This window comes from Halioglobus japonicus (genome assembly GCF_001983995.1).
Lineage (GTDB): Bacteria > Pseudomonadota > Gammaproteobacteria > Pseudomonadales > Halieaceae > Halioglobus > Halioglobus japonicus.
The window spans coordinates 511565-528937 of sequence record NZ_CP019450.1; the positions used below are offsets into that span (position 1 = coordinate 511565).

14 protein-coding genes are annotated in these 17373 nt (G+C 59.4%); 7 read left to right on the forward strand and 7 right to left on the reverse strand.

The genetic code is table 11. The annotated features are described in order from the left end of the window. Window positions 1-22: 22 nt before the first annotated feature. Genes BST95_RS19915 through BST95_RS02450 form a run of 3 tightly spaced genes read left to right on the forward strand, consistent with a single transcriptional unit; the run spans window position 23 to window position 2975 of the window. Window positions 23-1537, forward strand: a complete 1515-nt coding sequence (locus BST95_RS19915; RefSeq protein WP_169843834.1) for a hypothetical protein — start codon at window positions 23-25, stop codon at window positions 1535-1537. Further along, window positions 1534-2265 (forward strand): lipopolysaccharide kinase InaA family protein, encoded by a 732-nt coding sequence (locus BST95_RS02445; RefSeq protein WP_169843835.1) that lies wholly within the window; start codon window positions 1534-1536, stop codon window positions 2263-2265. The genes BST95_RS19915 and BST95_RS02445 overlap by 4 nt, the downstream gene beginning before the upstream one ends. After that, window positions 2262-2975, forward strand: a complete 714-nt coding sequence (locus BST95_RS02450) for a sulfotransferase family protein (RefSeq protein WP_229801849.1) — start codon at window positions 2262-2264, stop codon at window positions 2973-2975. Before BST95_RS02445 ends, BST95_RS02450 begins: the two co-directional genes overlap by 4 nt. On the opposite strand, the gene BST95_RS02455 is transcribed toward BST95_RS02450, so the two are convergent. Genes BST95_RS02455 through tfpB form a run of 7 tightly spaced genes read right to left on the reverse strand, consistent with a single transcriptional unit; the run spans window position 2972 to window position 12374 of the window. Beyond that, window positions 2972-3721, reverse strand: coding sequence for a lipopolysaccharide kinase InaA family protein (locus BST95_RS02455; RefSeq protein WP_084198021.1), 750 nt, complete (start codon window positions 3719-3721; stop codon window positions 2972-2974). The genes BST95_RS02450 and BST95_RS02455 overlap by 4 nt on opposite strands. Beyond that, complete coding sequence (rfaP, locus tag BST95_RS02460) at window positions 3718-4563, reverse strand: lipopolysaccharide core heptose(I) kinase RfaP (RefSeq protein WP_084198022.1); 846 nt, start codon at window positions 4561-4563, stop codon at window positions 3718-3720. The genes BST95_RS02455 and rfaP overlap by 4 nt, the downstream gene beginning before the upstream one ends. Further along, a complete protein-coding gene (locus tag BST95_RS02465; RefSeq protein ID WP_084198023.1) occupies window positions 4556-5701 on the reverse strand; it encodes a glycosyltransferase family 4 protein in 1146 nt (381 codons plus the stop codon). Before BST95_RS02465 ends, rfaP begins: the two co-directional genes overlap by 8 nt. After that, complete coding sequence (gene waaC / locus BST95_RS02470; protein ID WP_084198024.1) at window positions 5698-6699, reverse strand: lipopolysaccharide heptosyltransferase I; 1002 nt, start codon at window positions 6697-6699, stop codon at window positions 5698-5700. The genes BST95_RS02465 and waaC overlap by 4 nt, the downstream gene beginning before the upstream one ends. A 5-nt stretch (window positions 6700-6704) precedes the next feature. Then, on the reverse strand, window positions 6705-7739 hold the full coding sequence (waaF, locus tag BST95_RS02475; protein WP_084198025.1) for a lipopolysaccharide heptosyltransferase II: 1035 nt from the start codon (window positions 7737-7739) through the stop codon (window positions 6705-6707). After that, entirely contained in the window at window positions 7736-10612 is a 2877-nt protein-coding gene (gene glnE / locus BST95_RS02480) for a bifunctional [glutamate--ammonia ligase]-adenylyl-L-tyrosine phosphorylase/[glutamate--ammonia-ligase] adenylyltransferase (protein WP_084198026.1), read from the reverse strand. The genes waaF and glnE overlap by 4 nt, the downstream gene beginning before the upstream one ends. Beyond that, on the reverse strand, window positions 10605-12374 hold the full coding sequence (gene tfpB / locus BST95_RS02485) for a type IV pilus assembly ATPase TfpB (RefSeq protein WP_084201026.1): 1770 nt from the start codon (window positions 12372-12374) through the stop codon (window positions 10605-10607). The genes glnE and tfpB overlap by 8 nt, the downstream gene beginning before the upstream one ends. 221 nt (window positions 12375-12595) lie before the next feature. Here tfpB and BST95_RS02490 point away from each other — a divergent pair, with 221 nt between their 5' ends. The 4 genes from BST95_RS02490 to BST95_RS02505 all read left to right on the forward strand — a co-directional run bounded on the left by BST95_RS02490 (window position 12596) and on the right by BST95_RS02505 (window position 17207). Continuing rightward, window positions 12596-13276 carry a TIGR00153 family protein gene (locus BST95_RS02490; RefSeq protein WP_084198027.1) on the forward strand — a complete coding sequence of 227 codons (681 nt, stop codon included), beginning with the start codon at window positions 12596-12598 and terminating at the stop codon, window positions 13274-13276. Window positions 13277-13308: 32 nt separating this feature from the next. After that, complete coding sequence (locus tag BST95_RS02495) at window positions 13309-14589, forward strand: inorganic phosphate transporter (protein ID WP_066053101.1); 1281 nt, start codon at window positions 13309-13311, stop codon at window positions 14587-14589. A gap of 177 nt (window positions 14590-14766) precedes the next feature. Next, window positions 14767-16071 (forward strand): amino-acid N-acetyltransferase, encoded by a 1305-nt coding sequence (gene argA / locus BST95_RS02500; protein ID WP_084198028.1) that lies wholly within the window; start codon window positions 14767-14769, stop codon window positions 16069-16071. Between the two features lie 29 nt (window positions 16072-16100). Then, window positions 16101-17207, forward strand: a complete 1107-nt coding sequence (locus BST95_RS02505) for a porin (protein ID WP_084198029.1) — start codon at window positions 16101-16103, stop codon at window positions 17205-17207. The last annotated feature ends 166 nt before the right edge of the window (window positions 17208-17373 follow it).

Here is a 17373-nt window from a genome sequence, read left to right on the forward strand (position 1 = left end):
ACAAACGAAACCAAGTAAAAACGTGTACCCGAACCCAACTTCAACTTCCCTGTCCCATCTCGATTATCGCTGGGTATTTGCCGCCAGCTTGCTGCTGTCGGCCTGGTTAATCGCGATCGACCCGCTGATTAATCGGGACGCTATCATATACCTGCGTGCCGCCGATGCCTACTTACAACATGGCTTTGCGGCCAGTCAGCAGGAGTTCGGACGTCCCCTGCTATCAATTTGTATTGCGCTTATCCATAATTGGACCGGGCTGTCCACCCTGTGGGCGGGGCAATTAATTACGACCCTGGCCTATGCGGTGCTGTGCACGGGCTTTGTCGCCGTCATCCACGTGCTCGGCGGCGATCGCCGTATCCAGTTGCTCGGCGCCATCGTGGTGTTATCGCACCCACTGCTCAATCATCTGCGCAGCTCCATCATGCGCGACCCCATCTACTGGGCCCTGCTGATACTGGCGTTTCGGGAATTACTGCTATATCTGCGCAGCCCCACCCTCAAATACCAGGTGCGCTGGTTCAGCTATATCGTGCTCGCCAGCCTGTTTCGCTTCGAAGGCCTGTTTTTCGCGGCCCTGGCACCGCTGGCCGTGCTGTTTACCCGAAACGTCGATCAGCGCCTGCGCCACTGCCTGCATTTACTCATTCCCCAGCTCATCGCCATTGGTATCGCGGCCGCAGGCATAGTTCTCTATCGGCAGGGACTGGGTAGCGATACAAATTTATTTCCGGCCATTAACCAGTATCTGGAGCGACTCTGGGCTTTCCCCGGCCAATTCGCGGCAATGTCGCAAGCCACCGGCCAGGCCATGCTTGAATTTACGGCGCTGGAAGATGCTTCAATTGCAGTGACCGCCGGCCTGCTCGCAGTGCTGGCAATTAATATTTGCCGAGCCATTACCTGGCCGTGGGTTGCCGTGCTGGTGTGGGGCCGGCTGACAGGCCTGCTTGGGCGACTGCGTAATGACGATGTGGTGCTGTTGCGGGCGCATGCGCTTATCGCGCTGCTCTATCTCGCCCTGTTTATGCTGATCAATCGCTTCATGCTGGAGCGCTACAGCATACAGCTGGTGTTGTTCCTGCTGCTATACCTGCCCTTCCTGCTCGGCACGCTTTGGAACGCCGGCGGCTGGCGCAAGGGACTGGTTATTTTGCTACTGGTGGGAATGAGCCTCGATACCGTGCTCACGGGCGATGGCGATAAACGCTTCATCCGCGAGGCCACACAATGGGTGGAACAAAACACCGACGCCCAGGCCAGTATTGCTACCAACGAAAAATATATCGCCTATTTCAGCCGTCGCGACTTCGACTGGACCGCAGCCCTGGGCCAGGAGTTCAAGCTCCAGAATCTGATAGCCAAGAGCCGCCACTGGCGCAACAAGGATTACCTGGTGATCTACGTTCGCCGCCGCGACGAAGCGCCCTGGGCCGAGTTTCTGGCCAACAACCATCTGACCGAGAGCCGATCCTTCGCCAGCAACAATCCCAAGAAAGGCCGGGTCGCCGTTGTGCAGGTTGGCGAGCCGTGAACTACCAGGCGCTGGCGGAAACCCTGGCAGACGAACGACTGCCTGAGGGCTGGCGCATGGTAGGCAGTTCCGTTCACGCCCGGGTGGCAGTGAATGGCGACGGCAGCGTGTACTACAAGGAGTTTCTGCCCAGGGGGCCACTGGAACGCCTCAAGGCATTGGTGCGCGGCTCTCGTGCCTCCCGTGCTCGCACCCACAATGCACTCTTGCAGCAGGCCGGGTTCAGGGCGCCCGACAATCTGGCCTGGGGCAAACTGCCTGCCGGCCGGGAGTACCTGTTCAGTTCCACGGTTCCCGGCGACGGGGTCACCACCTGGCTGCGCGACACGCTGATTGAACGCCATGGCGCCGATCTCGCGCAGCGCCGCCAGCTATTGCGGGAACTGGGCACGTTTATTGGCCGCATGCACGCCGCAGGATTCGTCCACGGCGATTTGCGGACCAGCAATGTACTGGCCGAGTTTCAGAACAGCCACTTTCAGTTCGCGCTGATCGACAACGAACGCAATGTTTTCAGGACGCCCGCTGCTGGCCGCGCTATGCTGCGTAATCTAATGCAGCTGAACATGCTGTTGCCAAGCGACGTCAGCCACCGCGATCGCATGCGGTGCTTTTGCGCGTGGCGCACCCAGATGGTTGAACTCAGCGACACCGAGGCCCGGGTACTGGGCCTGCGTGCCTACCAGTGGGCCATGGAGCGGCTGCGGGCCAAGGGGAAAGTGCAATGAACCTACTGACCAATCTGCTGTGGCGGCTCATGCCCGCCAAAGAGCGCGAAATGCTGCTGGCCTACGCACCTCAGTATCAGCAGCGTCACATCGAGCGCATCCTCAAGGGTCGAGCAACTTACCAGCCCTGTTTTGACGAACACCAGGCTTTGTTTATCCACGTCCCCAAATCGGCGGGGCGCAGCGTGGTGCGCGGTATGTTTGACATCAAATCCGTGGAGCACGCACCCGCAGACTGGTACCAGCTACTCGACCCCGACAAGTATCGCCGCTACTTTAAATTCACCTTTGTTCGCAATCCCTGGGACCGGGCGGTGTCGGCCTACACGTATCTGCAACAAGGCGGCTCCGCGGCGAGCAGCGACGACAGTTTATGGAGTGAGTTCGTCGGCAACTTTGCCTCGTTTGACGAATTTGTCACGCAGTGGATGACGCCTGAAAACGTGATGCGCAATGCCTTGTTCACGCCGCAGATTGTGTTCTTAACCAACCGGTTCGGTCAGATGGATATGGACTATGTCGGCCGCTTTGAGAATTTACACTCGGACTTCAGTGCTATCGCCCAGAAGCTTGGTGTGGAACGCGAGCTGCCCCACCTGAACCAGAGCCGTTCACAGCCCTACCAGACGTTTTACTCTGAGGCGTCACGGCAGCGGGTGGCCGAGGTGTATCGGCAGGATATCGAGGCGTTCGGGTACAGTTTCGACTAGACCAGACGGTGACCGCGCTCACCGTACTTGCGCAAGTGCCTGGCGCGGAGCTTGTCCAGCAGCGGCTGCATGCGCACCTCGATGTCCCGCGCGGGAACACAGCGATCTTCGGCGTACGCTTCCAAAAATGCCGCGTAGTACTCTGGTGCCAATCCCATGTCTTCGGCATTAAGGGTAAAACGAGCCACATCCCGAACACAGTGTCCGCTGGAGGGGCCGGCAGGGCAGACAGCCTCAAGATCCACGAGGTACATCGAGGACTGACGCACCAAAAAGTTACTCCACTTGGCATCGCCATGGCTGTAGCCGGCCTCGTGCAGCGTTGCCAGCACCGCGCCGGCGTGCGCCATCAGTTGTTGCAGCCTCGCAGGTTTCAGTCCTTCCACCCAGAGATGCTTCAAGTCCTGCCCATCGATTATGGCCTCAGTAAGCAGCAGCACACCATCAGGCATAAGCGCACAGGCCTGCGGCGCAGGTACTTCAATGCCCAACGCAGCTAACGCAACGGCGTTGTCAAAGGCAGCTACCCCGCGGCCACCCCCGAAACGAAATTGCAGACGTTGAATCATATTTTTGGGGCGGTAGTACTTGGCGTAATGCAGTTCACCGCCGAGCTCTACCAATGCAACCAACGAGTACGGGTCTTGCTTGAGCACCCTACCCTCGCGCTGCAACCACGCAGCAGTGCCCTCGCTGTCGCTCAGAGCCCGGGGTGCGTCGCCGCGCAGTAGGCGCAGCGCCGTCACGAGGCCGCCAGTGCGGGCGGCTCACGCCCGTGATCTTTGCGATACAGTTTAATGGCAGCGCGCTCAACCGCACGCCATAGCGAGACATGCTCTGTCAGTGCTGGCCGCAGGCCTCCGGGGGTATACCAACGCATAAACCGCAGCAGGTCGCGGCGACTGACGCCACAGTCCATGGCCGAGAAGTACAGCCCTCCCAGATCTTTTACCAGCCAGCGCCGCGGGGTGCTCGCCCGCAACTGGGCCCGATGTAAATCAATCAGGTGACAGGTGGGACTGGCGCTGGCCAGGGTTTGCTCGTCCAGGTGAAAGTGGCACAGATAAAAGTCGCGATGGTTAATACCTGCACGGTGCATGCGCCCTGCGCTATCTGCCAGCTTGCGCAAAATTTTCAGACGCGTTGAAAACATCGGCGGGTGACTTGCCCATGAGGCGCAGTAGTCTTCAAGACTGACGGTGCCAACCAGATCGTCAGTGACAATCATGGAGTGCTGGCGCGCCGGGTTGGCACCGAAGCGGGCATAGGCAGCCACGCTCATGGTATCCACCCCCAGTTCGGTCAATGCGAGCACTGCGCGATACTCATTGCTCGCGCCCAGCACGGGCAGTCGCAGCTGCAGCAGATTCTTACAAATTTCGCCCCAGCCAATACCGCTGTGCAACTTGAGAAAATAGGAATGGCCGCCGCGACCAAAGCGCAGTGTTTTGCGCCCTTCCTTGTTGCGGTAAACGTGTTCTGCCGGCGCGCTGCCGGCCACCTCGTCGGCCCAGTGCAACAGCGCTTGCGCAGAGGATGTCAGGCCCTCAACGGCAGCGATATCTTCGCGCACATAGCTCTCAGCCACGAGCCTTATCCAGTTTGTGCATGACGCTGCGCTCAATGATTTCCGCTCCGGTGCTGTGCATGGAATACAGATCGGTCACCTCAGCGTACACCAGCCCGGTGTCTCGACACTGCTGTCGATAAACTCCATCGAGACAGCGCAACACCGCCAGATTCAGGTCTTCCTGCTGGAAGGGTGAACGCAATACCAGCCCCGCTTTGGCCCGAACGATGTGATGTGCATAACCACAAACCTCCGTGCAGATAACCGGCAAACCCGCCACCAGCGCTTCCAGCAATACAATACCGGCAGCCTCATCCAGGGCCGGGTGAATCAAGGTATCTGCAGCGAGCAGCAACTCCGGAATATCATCCCGGCCGCCGAGGAATTCCACATATTCATCGACCTTGAGCTTGCGCGCCAACCAGCGAAACCGCCGGGTCTTGTCCTGGCCTACCACCAACAGGCGTATTTTCTGGTGTGGCTGCTCTTCACGCACATGCGCCAGCGCATGAAGGGCCCGATCCAGCCCTTTCTTGATGAATCCAGAACCCACGAACAACAGCAGCATTTCGCCCGTCTCAGCTCCCAGCTGTTCCCTGGCAGCGCGGCGCCGCTCGGCCGCATCCGGCCCGGCTCGACGATCAGGCGAGATACCCGGCGGCAGCATATGCATACGCGCTTCGTCCGTGTGGTAGTGCTGCACAAATTTCGCTTTCTCCGTCTCGGAGATCAGCAGAATTTCTGTGTCGCTTTGCGGCCCGAATACCGCCGCTTCATAGGCTGAAAAATGACGGAAACGGCCGCCGCGCCTATACAACACGCCGCGCTCATTCAAGGCCTTGTCGAGATAGCAGGAGTCAGCCGCGTAATAAACATCCAGACCGGGCATTTTGTTAAAGCCCACCACGCCATCGACGGGGTCCGCAGCGAGATCACTACTCACCCAGGCGAGAAATTTCTCATTGCGCCGGTGATGGGTATTGGCTTTGACAGGAACGTGACGCAGCTCGGCGTCGGCAATGGCATCTCCCTGCCAGCTGATGTAGTAAATGCGGCAATGATGTCCTCGCGCCTGGCACTCTTCGACAAAGCGGCGGAAATCACGCTGCATCCCACCGTAGGGGAAGTACTTGTAGAGCAGGAACGCCAGCTTCACGCCGACTCCTCCTGCGGCAGCACCGCGGTGAGCTTTGACCATACGTCTGCTGCGGAAATAGCAGTCATCATCGCCAGCGGATCGTCGGTATCTTCAGGCCCTACCGGCGACTGGATATGCACCTGGTGCTGACCGTAAGCCCCGATCAACGCGGTATCCGTTGGCCCGTACAATGACACCGTCGGGACATCCAGCGCGGCAGCGAGATGGCCGAGGCCAGTATCCACAGCAACCGCCCCATCCACCTCCAGCAGCATACTCGCCAGCCCCCGCAAGTCCAGGCGCGGCAACACCCGACCGGTGCCGGCGACAGCGACGATCTGGGCCGCCCGGACTTTCTCTTCTTCGCTGCCCCAGGGCAACCACACAGGATAGCCCGCGGCATCGGCCAACGTCAGCAGCTCGGCCCAGTGCGCCACCGGCCACAGCTTTTCTGCGCGGGCCGTGCCGTGAAAAAACATCAGGCCACGACAGCGCTTTTCACGTGTGCGGGCGAGGTTGGCCCGAACGCCATAGTCGCCCCGCTCGCTATCAATTGAGTACCCAAGGACGCTGGCAAACAAGCGCCGGGTGCGCTCCACCGCATGCATTTGCACCGGCACGCTGTACTTGTGGTGATAGGCGGTCGCCGCCAAACCTTCACGGGCGCTATGCTTGTCGAACCCGGCAATGGGCGTTTGCGCCAGCCGCGCGACAAAGGCGCTTTTGAGTAAGCCCTGTGCATCGATGACCAGATCGTAATGACGGCTGCGCAACTGCTGGCGGAAATTGCGCCACTCGGGGCCCGTAAAATTGCGCAGCGGACGTTTGCGCAAGCGTCGGAAGGCAATGGGCAAGGTTCGATTCACTGCCGGATGCCACGCGGGAATTTCCGCAAAGGCTTCTTCCACCACCCAGTCAAACTGAATGCCGGGAACCGCTCGGGCAGCATCCGTCACTGCGGGCAATGTATGAATCACATCCCCCAGCGACGACATCTTGACTATGAGAACTCGCATCAGGCCTAGGCAGGCTCCGCCAACAAAACGTCAAGTTTACCAGCAACCAGGCTGGCCGGCGTCTCACGCATGCAGCGATGATGGCCCAGCGGACACTCACGCTCAAAACAGGGGGCGCAATCAATGTCGCTGACCAGCGTTGCACTGCTGGGATTAAGTGGCGGTGTAAACCCCGGCGAGGTGGCCCCGTAAATCACCACCAGAGGGCGCCCGAGGGCAGCGGCAATGTGCATGAGCCCGGAGTCATTACTGACCACAGCATCGGCCAGGGATAACATATCCACCGCTTCGGCCAGCGCCGTGCGCCCGGCGAGGTCGAATATTGCCTCACTCTGGCCACAGGCCTCGGCTATCTCTGCGGTCACCACCTGGTCCTTGGCGGATCCAAATAACACGATTTGCCAGTCACGCTGCAGATACTGACGGGCGAGTTCAGCATAGTATTGTGCCGGCCAGCGCTTGGCCCCGCCAAATTCGGCACCGGGACACAGGGCCAATAGGGGTTTGTCGTTGCGCAAGCTGAACTTCTGGCGCGACGCCTCTGCTTGAGCGCTGTCCACGGTGAGCTGCGGCGCGGGCAACGCGTCAGGCAAGGTTGCCGCGGCGTCGATACCCAGTGCGGCAAACTGCTGCACCATCAGCGGCAGCACCGCCTCATCCAGTAAGCGCATATCGTTGAGTAGCCCATAGCGCATTTCTCCGCGCCAGCCAGTGCGCCGGGGAATCCCGGCAAATGCGGGTACCAGGGCCGACTTCAGTGAGTTAGGCAAAATGATAGCCTGATCGTACTGCTCCTCACGCAGCGTCCTGCCCAGGTGCCAGCGCCGGCGCAGGCCAATTTCGCCGTGTCCCACGGGCAGATTGATCGCACGACGCACCTGGGGCATGCGCTCAAGAATCGGCTCGCTCCAGCCAGGCGCCATCACATCGATGATCACTCCGGGGCGGGTTTGCTCGAGCAGCCGGTACAGCACCTGCGACATCACCATGTCACCAACCCAGGACGGCCCTACGATGAGAATTTTTTCGCCGCTGCTCATGCCATGCTTACTCCTTTGGGCAACTCACCAAATAATTCCTGCCAACAGCCCATGACCTGCGCTCGCTGCGCGGCAAACCGCGCGGGGCTGGCTACGCCGGGGCGCTGCTGCAGGGCCAACTCGTGGGCGCAGCCGCGGTATTGCAAATAGGCCTCGGTCAGTGCCCGGCAGTGGTCGGTTGCAAACAGCCCTGCGCGCTGCAACTCTTCGAGGATACGCACGTTGTCGGGCCAGGTCGCGAGCTGCGGATGTTTTGCAGCCCATGCCAGCACCGCATATTGGGCCATGAATTCTATATCGACAATGCCGCCACTGCCCTGCTTTAAATCGAATGCATCATCGCGCTCCACCGGTAACAGATGGTCGCGCATCTTGGCTCGCATATTGACCACTTCCTGCGCCACCGCTGCCGCATCCCTGGGCTGGCACAAGGTTTCACGACGGATTACGTCGATTCGTTCAGCGACCATCGCGTCACCGGCCACATAACGGGCCCGCACCAGAGCCTGGTGCTCCCACGTCCAGGCATTCGCCTGCTGGTACCTGGCAAAACCCTCGACGCTGGGTACCAGAGAGCCGGAGTTGCCGTCGGGACGCAGGCGCATATCAATCTCATAGAGCTTGCCCAGAGACATACGCGTTTCCATGATATGGATAATTCGTTGTACCAGGCGCATATAGAAAACCGCATTATCGATACTGCGAGCCCCGTCAGTGGTGCCCTGGGGGGCGGCATCAAACACGAATACCAGGTCGAGATCTGAGCCATAACCCAGCTCCAGCCCACCCAACTTACCGTAACCGTAGATCGCAAAGCCATAGCCCGTGCTGTCCCGCGCGGGTTCTCCGTACTTGCGCGTCAGATCTGCCCAGGCAACAGCGATAACCTGCTCGAGGATAACCTCGGCGATCCAGGTGAGATTGTCGCTGACCTTCATCACCGGTAGCCGCTCCCCCAACTCGCTGGCAGCAACACGCAACACCTGCGCCGCCTTGAAGTAGCGCAAGGCATTCATCTGTGCTTCCAGATCGTCCGGTTTCAAACGGGCGACTTGCTGCTGCAACTGACTTTGCAGCTCAGCCTTGCAGGGGGCACTGTACAGGCTGGTGCGATCGAGAAATTCATCGAGCAAGACCGGGTGCTGGGCCATCTGTTCAGCAATCCACGGACTGGCACCACACAGCAGCGCCAGCTCCCGCAGTGCCGGCGGGTTTTCCAGCAACAGCACCAGATAAGCAGAGCGGCGCACCACGGCCGTCACCAGGGGCAGCACCCTGGCCAGGGCCAGATCGGGGTCATCGGTGTCAGCGCAGGCATGCACCATTTGGGGCATGAATTTCTCGAGTCGCTGGCGCCCCTCGGCCTGCGCAGCGGCAACACGCCGGGAAGCCCAAAACTCCTTCAGCAAAGCGACTGTGGCATCGAGCTGCTGGAAACCCAGCGCTGTCAGAGCCTCACCGCTAATGTCTTCTCCCCACAGCTGACTGGCCTCGCCAGGGTTGTCCTGACCTTCATCCGGGTCGGCAATCAGCTGGTGAAAGTGCTGCGAAACCCGCGCTCTATGCGCATCGAGCGCCTGGCGGTACAACGACCAATCTGCAAACCCCATCACGCTGGCCATCGCCCCACGAGCCAATGCGTCCGTGGGCAACTCCTGGGTCTGCTTGTCCTGATAACCTTGAATAGCGTGTTCGCTATCACGCAGAAACAGATAGGCCTGGCGTAACTCAGTCGCCGCTTGCTCGGGTAGACAACCCAGGTGCACACACTCCTCGAGCGCAGCCAACAGCAAGCGCTGCTGTAAGCCCAGGTCGCGCCCTCCGCGAATCAATTGAAAACACTGGACGATAAATTCGATCTCGCGAATGCCGCCATGACCGAGTTTAACGTTGTCATGCAGGCCGCGACGGCGCACTTCTGCACTGATCATCTGCTTCATACTGCGCAGACTCTCAATGACGCCAAAGTCGACATAGCGGCGGTAAATAAAGGGCCGCAACGATGCCATCAACGCCTGCGCTCGCCCGGGATCGCCGACTATCGGCCGAGCCTTGATCAGGGCGTAGCGCTCCCAATCGCGGCCCTGCTCCTGATAGTAGGCCTCGAGAGCATTGAAGTTGTGGACCAGTGCGCCACTCTCGCCATAGGGACGCAAACGCATGTCGACCCGAAATACGAAGCCCTCGGGCGTAGTCTGGTCCAGCGCGGCGATGACCGCCTGCCCCAAACGAATAAAAAATTCCTCATTGCTGAGATTGCGCTTTGCGCCGTCGGTATTCCCCGACTCGGGATAGGCGAATATCAAATCGATATCGGAAGACAGGTTGAGTTCGCGTGCACCGAGCTTACCCATGGCCAACACAATCAGCGATTGAGCGTCGCCGCTGTCGCGCCCAATAGGGCTGCCAAATCGTTGTTCTAATGCCCGATAACAATGCTTGACGGCCGCCGCTACACACACCTCCGCCAGTAGCGAGGTACTGCGCATTGTTTCGAAGGTGTCTGCCGCGCGCGTGAAGTCACGCCAGACAATACGCAACATGTGGCGCTGCCGGACCAGGCGCAACGTCAATCCAAGATCGTCAGAGGCCAGCAGTTCAGCATCCAACAAGCCGCGCAGCGCTGCTTCGTTCAGTGGCTGTTCAAATGCGCTGTTGCGCAACAGCTCTGCCAGCAACGCCGGCTTGCGTCGCACAAGCTCCGCAAAGAACGGGCTGCACGCCAGTACATGGAATAGCTGCTGAGCGAGTTCACCTTGCCTGGCGTAGTCGCCCAGGGCCTGAGCGGTACTCGTGTCGGCGCGTTCCAGTATGGCCTGCCATGCCCGCTTGGCGGACTCGGCAAGCACCGGCGGCAGACTCGGGTCAGGCATCCAGCACCGGCGCAACCCGCATCACTTCTTCGATCGTAGTTTCGCCGCGAGCCACCCGGGTCGCACCCGACAAACGCAGAGTACGCATGCCCTCGCGCATAGCCGCTTCACGAATGGCGCTGGTCTCCAGCTGGGAGTGAATCTGTTCCTGCACCCGGGGGCTGTTGACCAACACCTCGTAAATGCCCTTGCGGCCGGTGTAACCAGTGTTGCGGCAGGCCTTGCAACCCACCGGCCGGGCCACCTGGCGTGGCGGGGTAATCTTCCAGGGAGTGGTCAGCTGTTGCCAGGCATCCAGATCCACCGATTCCATGGTCTTACAGGCGGAGCACAGAATACGCACCAGCCGCTGCGACATGATGCCCCGCACGGTAGCCTTAACCAGATAGGCGGGGACACCGAGCTCAAGCAGTCGGGAGACAGAGCTGGGCGAATCATTGGTATGCAGGGTCGAAAGTACGAGATGGCCGGTGAGCGCTGCCTGCACGGCCATATTGGCCGTTTCCAGATCGCGGATCTCGCCCACCATGATAATGTCAGGGTCCTGGCGCATCAGCGCGCGCACGCCGGAGGAGAAATCCAGGTCGATACCGTGATTAACCTGCATCTGGTTAAACGCGTCCTCCACCATTTCGATGGGATCCTCGATGGTGCAGACATTCACTTCGCTGGTCGCCAGCTGCCGCAACGTGGAGTAGAGCGTGGTGGTCTTCCCTGAACCCGTCGGCCCCGTAACCAACACTATGCCATTGCCGCCGTCAGTCATCTGGTGCCAGCGCGCCAGGTCGTCTTCAGCCAGGCCCAATTGCTCGAAGCTTTTTTGCAGCACCTCGGGATCGAAAATCCGCATCACCAGCTTTTCACCGAAGGCGGTTGGCAATGTCGCCAGACGCAGCTCGACTTCACTGCCTTCAGGTGAGCGGGTTTTCAGGCGCCCATCCTGTGGCCGGCGTTTTTCGGCCACATCCATACGGCCCAGGATTTTGATGCGACTGGTAACCGCAGCGCACACCTGGTGCGGAAGCTCATACACACTGTGTAGCACGCCGTCGATGCGAAACCTGACATCGCCCTGCTCGCGCCGGGGCTCGATATGAATGTCGCTGGCGCGTTGCTCAAAGGCGTATTGAAGCAACCAGTCGACCACATTGACAATGTGCTGGTCGTTGGCGTCGGGCTCCTTCATGGAACCCAGTTCGAGCATTTGCTCCAGATTGGTGGTATTGGTGCGATTGTCGGAGCGGTCGCTGGCCTTGGCACTGCGCACAGAACCGGCCATGTTGTAAAACTCGACCGTGTGGCGGGCAATCGCCCGGGGGTCAGCCAGCACCCGGCGAATGGGCTTGCGCAGAACATGCTCGAGGTTACTTTCCCAGGCGCGTATCCAGGGCTCGGCAGAGGCAATGACCACTTCATTGTCATTGACTTCCACCGCCAAAATCCGATGACGCTCAGCAAACGCCTGCGACATCACCTCGGCGATGGCGGAGACGTTAATCTTGAGCGGGTCGATATCGTACACCGCCTGATCGGTACGCTGTGACAGCCAGCCAAGCAGCGCATCCATATCCATTACCCGCCCCGGATTTGTCGCATCCTGCAGCTTCTGATCGGCCAGGTAGATCAGGGGGTGCACCTTGACCAGGGCATTGCCCGCAACCCGCTTAAGCTCGGCGTCGCCAAGGCGCCCCTCGCGGTGTAAATCCTGAGCCAGCGAGGTAAGATTCAAGCGCTGTTCGGCGAAGAGGCCACCGTTGTCCATGGGCATTATGTCCTTTTCTCTGCGCAGCGCCCGGCGGGAAATCCAGCGCGCCGGGATGCGTTGTCGCGTTGCCGGCTATGCTAGCACAGGGGCCGGCTTTCGAGAGGTATCTCGCACCGGGAGAAATGAAATGTTACAGCGATAAGAACTTTTTATGACATTCGGCACTGTTGTGCATATACTGCGCGAAAGTTAGACACCCCATACTTTGGAGTCTCTCTATGGCCAACGGCAGCCCTCTTGGCAATCTGTTCGGGCGTTCCCCGATCGGTCCCATTCAACAACACATGCAGGTGGCTACTGAAGCGGCCGAACATCTGCCCGAGCTGCTCGCAGCGACCGCCGATCAGGACTGGGACCGGGCCAAGGAAATTCACAAGGCCATTGCCGACGACGAGAAGACCGCTGACAAGCTCAAAAGCGACGTGCGCCGTCACTTGCCCAAGAGCCTGTTTCTGCCGGTGCCACGCTCAGATTTGCTACAGCTGGTCAGCATTCAGGATCAAGTGGCCAATACCGCCAAAGACTTCGCCAGCACCGTGATGGGCCGCGACCTGCGCTTTCCGGAGAAATTGTTCCCGGCGGTACTGGAGCTCACCAACACCAGTGTGGCCTGCTGTCAGCAGGCGCTCAAGGCCATCCAGGAACTGGACGAGTTGCTGGAGGTGGGTTTCACCGGTCGCGAGGTGAAGCGCGTGGAAGCCATGCTCAAGGAGCTCGACAAGCTGGAACGCCGCACCGACAAGCAGCAGTTCTCCCTGCGCCGCAAGCTATTCAAAATGGAACCCGATCTGCCGCCGGTAGACGTGATGTTTTACTATCGCGCCATGGCCCTGTTGGGAGAGCTCGCCGACGCCTCCGAAAAGGTCGGCGACCGACTGCAGATCCTGCTCGCCAAATAATCTACAGCAAACAATAATTCAGGTAATACGCAATGGAAATTATCGCAGAGTACGGCACGGTCTTTCTGATCATGGCCTGCATGTTTGGCTTCTTCATGGCCTGGGGAATCGGTGCCAATGACGTGGCCAATGCCATGGGCACCTCTGTCGGCTCACGCGCCCTCACGATTAAGCAGGCGATCTTTATCGCCATGATTTTCGAGTTCCTCGGGGCCTATTTGGCGGGTGGCGAGGTCACCTCGACGATACGTAAGGGCATTATTGATGCCGACGTAATGGCGGATGACCCGCAGCTAATGGTCTACGGGATGATGTCCGCGCTATTAGCTGCAGGTACCTGGCTGCTGGTCGCGAGTATGAAGGGCTGGCCAGTGTCCACCACCCACTCCATCGTCGGCGCCATCGTGGGCTTTGCAGCGGTGGGTATTTCGGCCGAATCTGTTCACTGGGACAAGGTCGGCAGCATTGTGGCTTCCTGGGTGGTATCACCTGTGCTCGCAGGCACGATTTCCTTCGGCCTGTTCATGAGTGTGAAGTGGCTCATTCTGGATACCGACGACCCCTTTAACCGCGCCAAGAAGTACATCCCCATCTACATGTGGATGGTCGGCTTCATGATCTCCATGGTCACCCTGCTCAAGGGCCTGAAACATGTTGGCCTTGATCTGGATCTGGGACTGGGCAGTAAGTTCGCCAATGCGCTGCCCGTATCGGCCGTGATCGGCCTGCTGGTTGCGGGTCTCGGCGCCCTGCTGCTGCGCAACATCAGCGACGACGAGGACCACGAGAATCGCTTTGGCAGCGTTGAAAGAGTCTTTGCCGTGCTGATGGTATTCACCGCCTGTGCCATGGCCTTCGCCCACGGGTCAAACGACGTGGCCAACGCGGTGGGTCCCCTCGCCGCTATTGCCAGCACCGTACAGTCAGGCGGCGAGATCGCTGCAAAATCCGCCATGCCCTGGTGGATTCTGCTGGTCGGCGCCGCGGGTATTGTTGTTGGCCTCGCCACCTATGGCTGGCGCGTTATCACCACCGTGGGTCGCAAGATCACCGAGCTCACCCCCAGCCGCGGTTTTGCCGCAGAGCTTGGCGCCGCCGCCACCGTGGTGCTTGCTTCGGCAACAGGCCTGCCCATCTCGACCACACACACACTTGTGGGCGCGGTACTCGGTGTAGGTTTCGCCAGAGGCATTGCCGCGCTCAACCTGCGCGTGGTGGGCACCATCTTTATGTCCTGGATTATTACCCTGCCAGCCGGTGCCGGCTTGGCCATTCTGTTCTTCTTCATCTTCAAGGCCATGTTCGGCGCCTGATCGAAGATCGCTATTCCCGGTTGCCTGCGCGCACAGGCGACCGGGGTCTCATCCAATCTCCCACTCCGAAAGCCACAGCAGGCTTGGCCCTGAACTGTGCAAAATTGCCATTGGGTAATTAGCGCAGACTTCGGTAGTCTTGATTATTCGCCATTTATCAATGTGTTGGAGAGCATCGTGACCACGCCGGGCCGGGCCCATATCCGCTGGTTCAGGAATACCGCACCCTATATCAATATGCACCGGGGCAAGACCTTTGTGCTGATGTTGGGGGGCGAGGTCGCGCAACACGACAATTTTTCCAACATTATTCACGACATCGCCCTGCTCAAGAGCCTGGGCATCAACCTCGTACTCATCCATGGTGCCCGCCCGCAAATTGCCGCTCGCCTCGCCGCTGCAGATGTCGAGAGCGTTATGCACAAGAATATCCGGATCACTGACACCGCTGCGCTGGAACATGTCAAAGACGCCGCCGGCTCACTGCGGGCCCAGTTCGAAGCGTTGCTGTCCATGGGGCTGCCGAACTCGCCCATGCAGGGCGCGCGCATCCGGGTGTGCTCTGGCAATTTCGTCACCGCCCGCCCCATGGGCGTTGTCGACGGCGTAGATTTCCAGCACACGGGCAAAGTCCGGAGGATCGACGTCAGCGGCATTCATGACCAATTGAACGATGGCTCCATCGTGTTGTTATCGCCGCTGGGCTACTCGCCCACCGGCGAGATTTTCAGCCTGGCACTGGAGGATATTGCAGTGAACTGCGCGGCGGCCATCGGCGCGGACAAGCTGATTCTGTTCGGGGCGGAGGCAGGCGTAACCAATCGCGACGGTGAGCTCATCCGCCAGCTGGCGGTCAGCGAACTGGAAAACCTGACGATCCAGGACACCGCGCAACGCACGCTGTTGCAGACGGCACAACTGGCCTGCAAGCAAGGTGTACCGCGCTGTCAGATCATTAGCTACCAGGACGACTGCGCCCTGCTCGAAGAACTGTTTACGCACGACGGCAGCGGCACTCTGGTCGCCAACCTGGACTATGAACAGTCGCGCCAGGCGGACATTGAGGATGTGGGCGGCATTCTCGAACTGATCGAGCCGCTGGAGCAGCAGGGGATACTGTTAAAGCGCTCCCGCGAGCTACTGGAACAGGAGATCCACTGCTTCCAGCTGCTTGAGAGGGACAGCCGCATCATTGCCTGTGCAGCACTGTACCCGTTCCCGGACGAAAGCTGCGGTGAGATCGCCTGTGTGGTCACCCACCCCGATTATCGCGGCGGCCAGCGCGGCCAGCGATTGCTGCGCGAATTGGAGCAGGAGGCATGCAACCAGGGACTTAAGCGAGTCTTTGTGCTCAGTACCCAGACCGCCCACTGGTTTCTGGAACAGGGCTTCGCCGAGCACTCAAGGGATGAGCTGCCAGACCAGAAGCAGGCGCTGTACAACCTGCAGCGTAACTCCAAGGTTTTCTTCAAGGATTTGTAGGCATTCCTGGCGAGGGCACGGGGGAAAGTATGAAAAGACAGGTCGCCGCCTCAGTAGTGACACCTATCGCCCTCGCCGCTCAACCCATACTGGCAGACACCGATACCTATGACCGTATCTGGGCCTATGAAACGCTGTATGCCTCCGAGAGCGGCGCTGTTCGCGAATTGGACCTCAGCGGGCGGCTGCAGGCCGATGCCTATCATTTCGACGCCGACGGAATAGACGAAGACGATCTGCAGTGGCGGCGCTTCCGGTTTGGCTTCACCGCCCGATTCGCTGGTGACTGGATGGCGCAACTGGAGGGCGACTTCGACCTCAACGAATCTTCCGGCGATTGGTACAGCCGCCTCACCGACGCTTATATCGGCTGGCAACCCGACAAGGCTCGCGACCTGCGTATTCTCAAGCACTCCGCCGGGTTCACGCTGGACGGCGCCATCTCCTCCAAAAAGCTGCTGACACTGCAACGCAGCAACCTGACCAATAACCTGTGGTTTACCGCCGAGTATTTCACCGGGGTCAGCATGAAGGGTACGCTCGACAACAACTGGGATTACCGGGTCGGCATTTTTTCCAGTGATGGCAATGACGAGTGGAGCAAATTCGATGCCGGCTATTTCACCCTGACATCCGCAGGCTATAACTTCAGCGAACCACTGGGCCTTGAAAACGCTACCGTACGCTTCGACTATGTGTACAACCAGCGCGATCCCCAGGCCAATACCCGCGATTTTGGCAATGTGTACTCCCTGTCAGGGAAATTCGAAGATGGCGACTGGGGGCTGTGGACCGATCTGGCAGGAGGCAGTGGCTATTACGGACAACCTGACGTGACAGGCCTGAGCCTGATGCCTTTTTACAACATCAGCGACCTCACCCAGCTGATCTTCCGCTACACCTGGCTGGATAGCGATGGCGACAACGGCCTGCGCCTGGGCCGCTATGAAAACGCGGTGGTGGATGGCCGGGGCGACAGGTACAGCGAATACTATGCGGGCCTGAACCTGTTCTTCTACGGCCACAAACTCAAGTGGCAGACTGGCGTGCAATACGCTGAACTTGACGACAACGCCGACGACGGCGGCGCTTACGATGGCTGGGGCATTACCACCGGCCTGCGTATCTCCTGGTAGCGACGTCCCCGCAGCCCGCACCATTCGCGGGCAGCGGCCCTCATAACGTGCAAAATAGTAACCATTCTGGCGCAGTGCCCTTATTCGGTGCGCTGAAACCGTTTTTTATTAATAAATATCAATAAGTTACAGTAAATATTTTATACTCCAGAGGTTGCTTTTACGT

Coding starts and splice junctions, on each gene's coding strand:
- waaF (WP_084198025.1), bottom strand. CDS start 7,739: ATGAGCAGCGGCGAAAAAATTCTCATCGTAGGGCCGTCCTGGGTTGGT.
- BST95_RS02495 (WP_066053101.1), top strand. CDS start 13,309: ATGGAAATTATCGCAGAGTACGGCACGGTCTTTCTGATCATGGCCTGC.
- tfpB (WP_084201026.1), bottom strand. CDS start 12,374: ATGGACAACGGTGGCCTCTTCGCCGAACAGCGCTTGAATCTTACCTCG.
- BST95_RS02490 (WP_084198027.1), top strand. CDS start 12,596: ATGGCCAACGGCAGCCCTCTTGGCAATCTGTTCGGGCGTTCCCCGATC.
- waaC (WP_084198024.1), bottom strand. CDS start 6,699: ATGCGAGTTCTCATAGTCAAGATGTCGTCGCTGGGGGATGTGATTCAT.
- BST95_RS02450 (WP_229801849.1), top strand. CDS start 2,262: ATGAACCTACTGACCAATCTGCTGTGGCGGCTCATGCCCGCCAAAGAG.
- BST95_RS02505 (WP_084198029.1), top strand. CDS start 16,101: ATGAAAAGACAGGTCGCCGCCTCAGTAGTGACACCTATCGCCCTCGCC.
- glnE (WP_084198026.1), bottom strand. CDS start 10,612: ATGCCTGACCCGAGTCTGCCGCCGGTGCTTGCCGAGTCCGCCAAGCGG.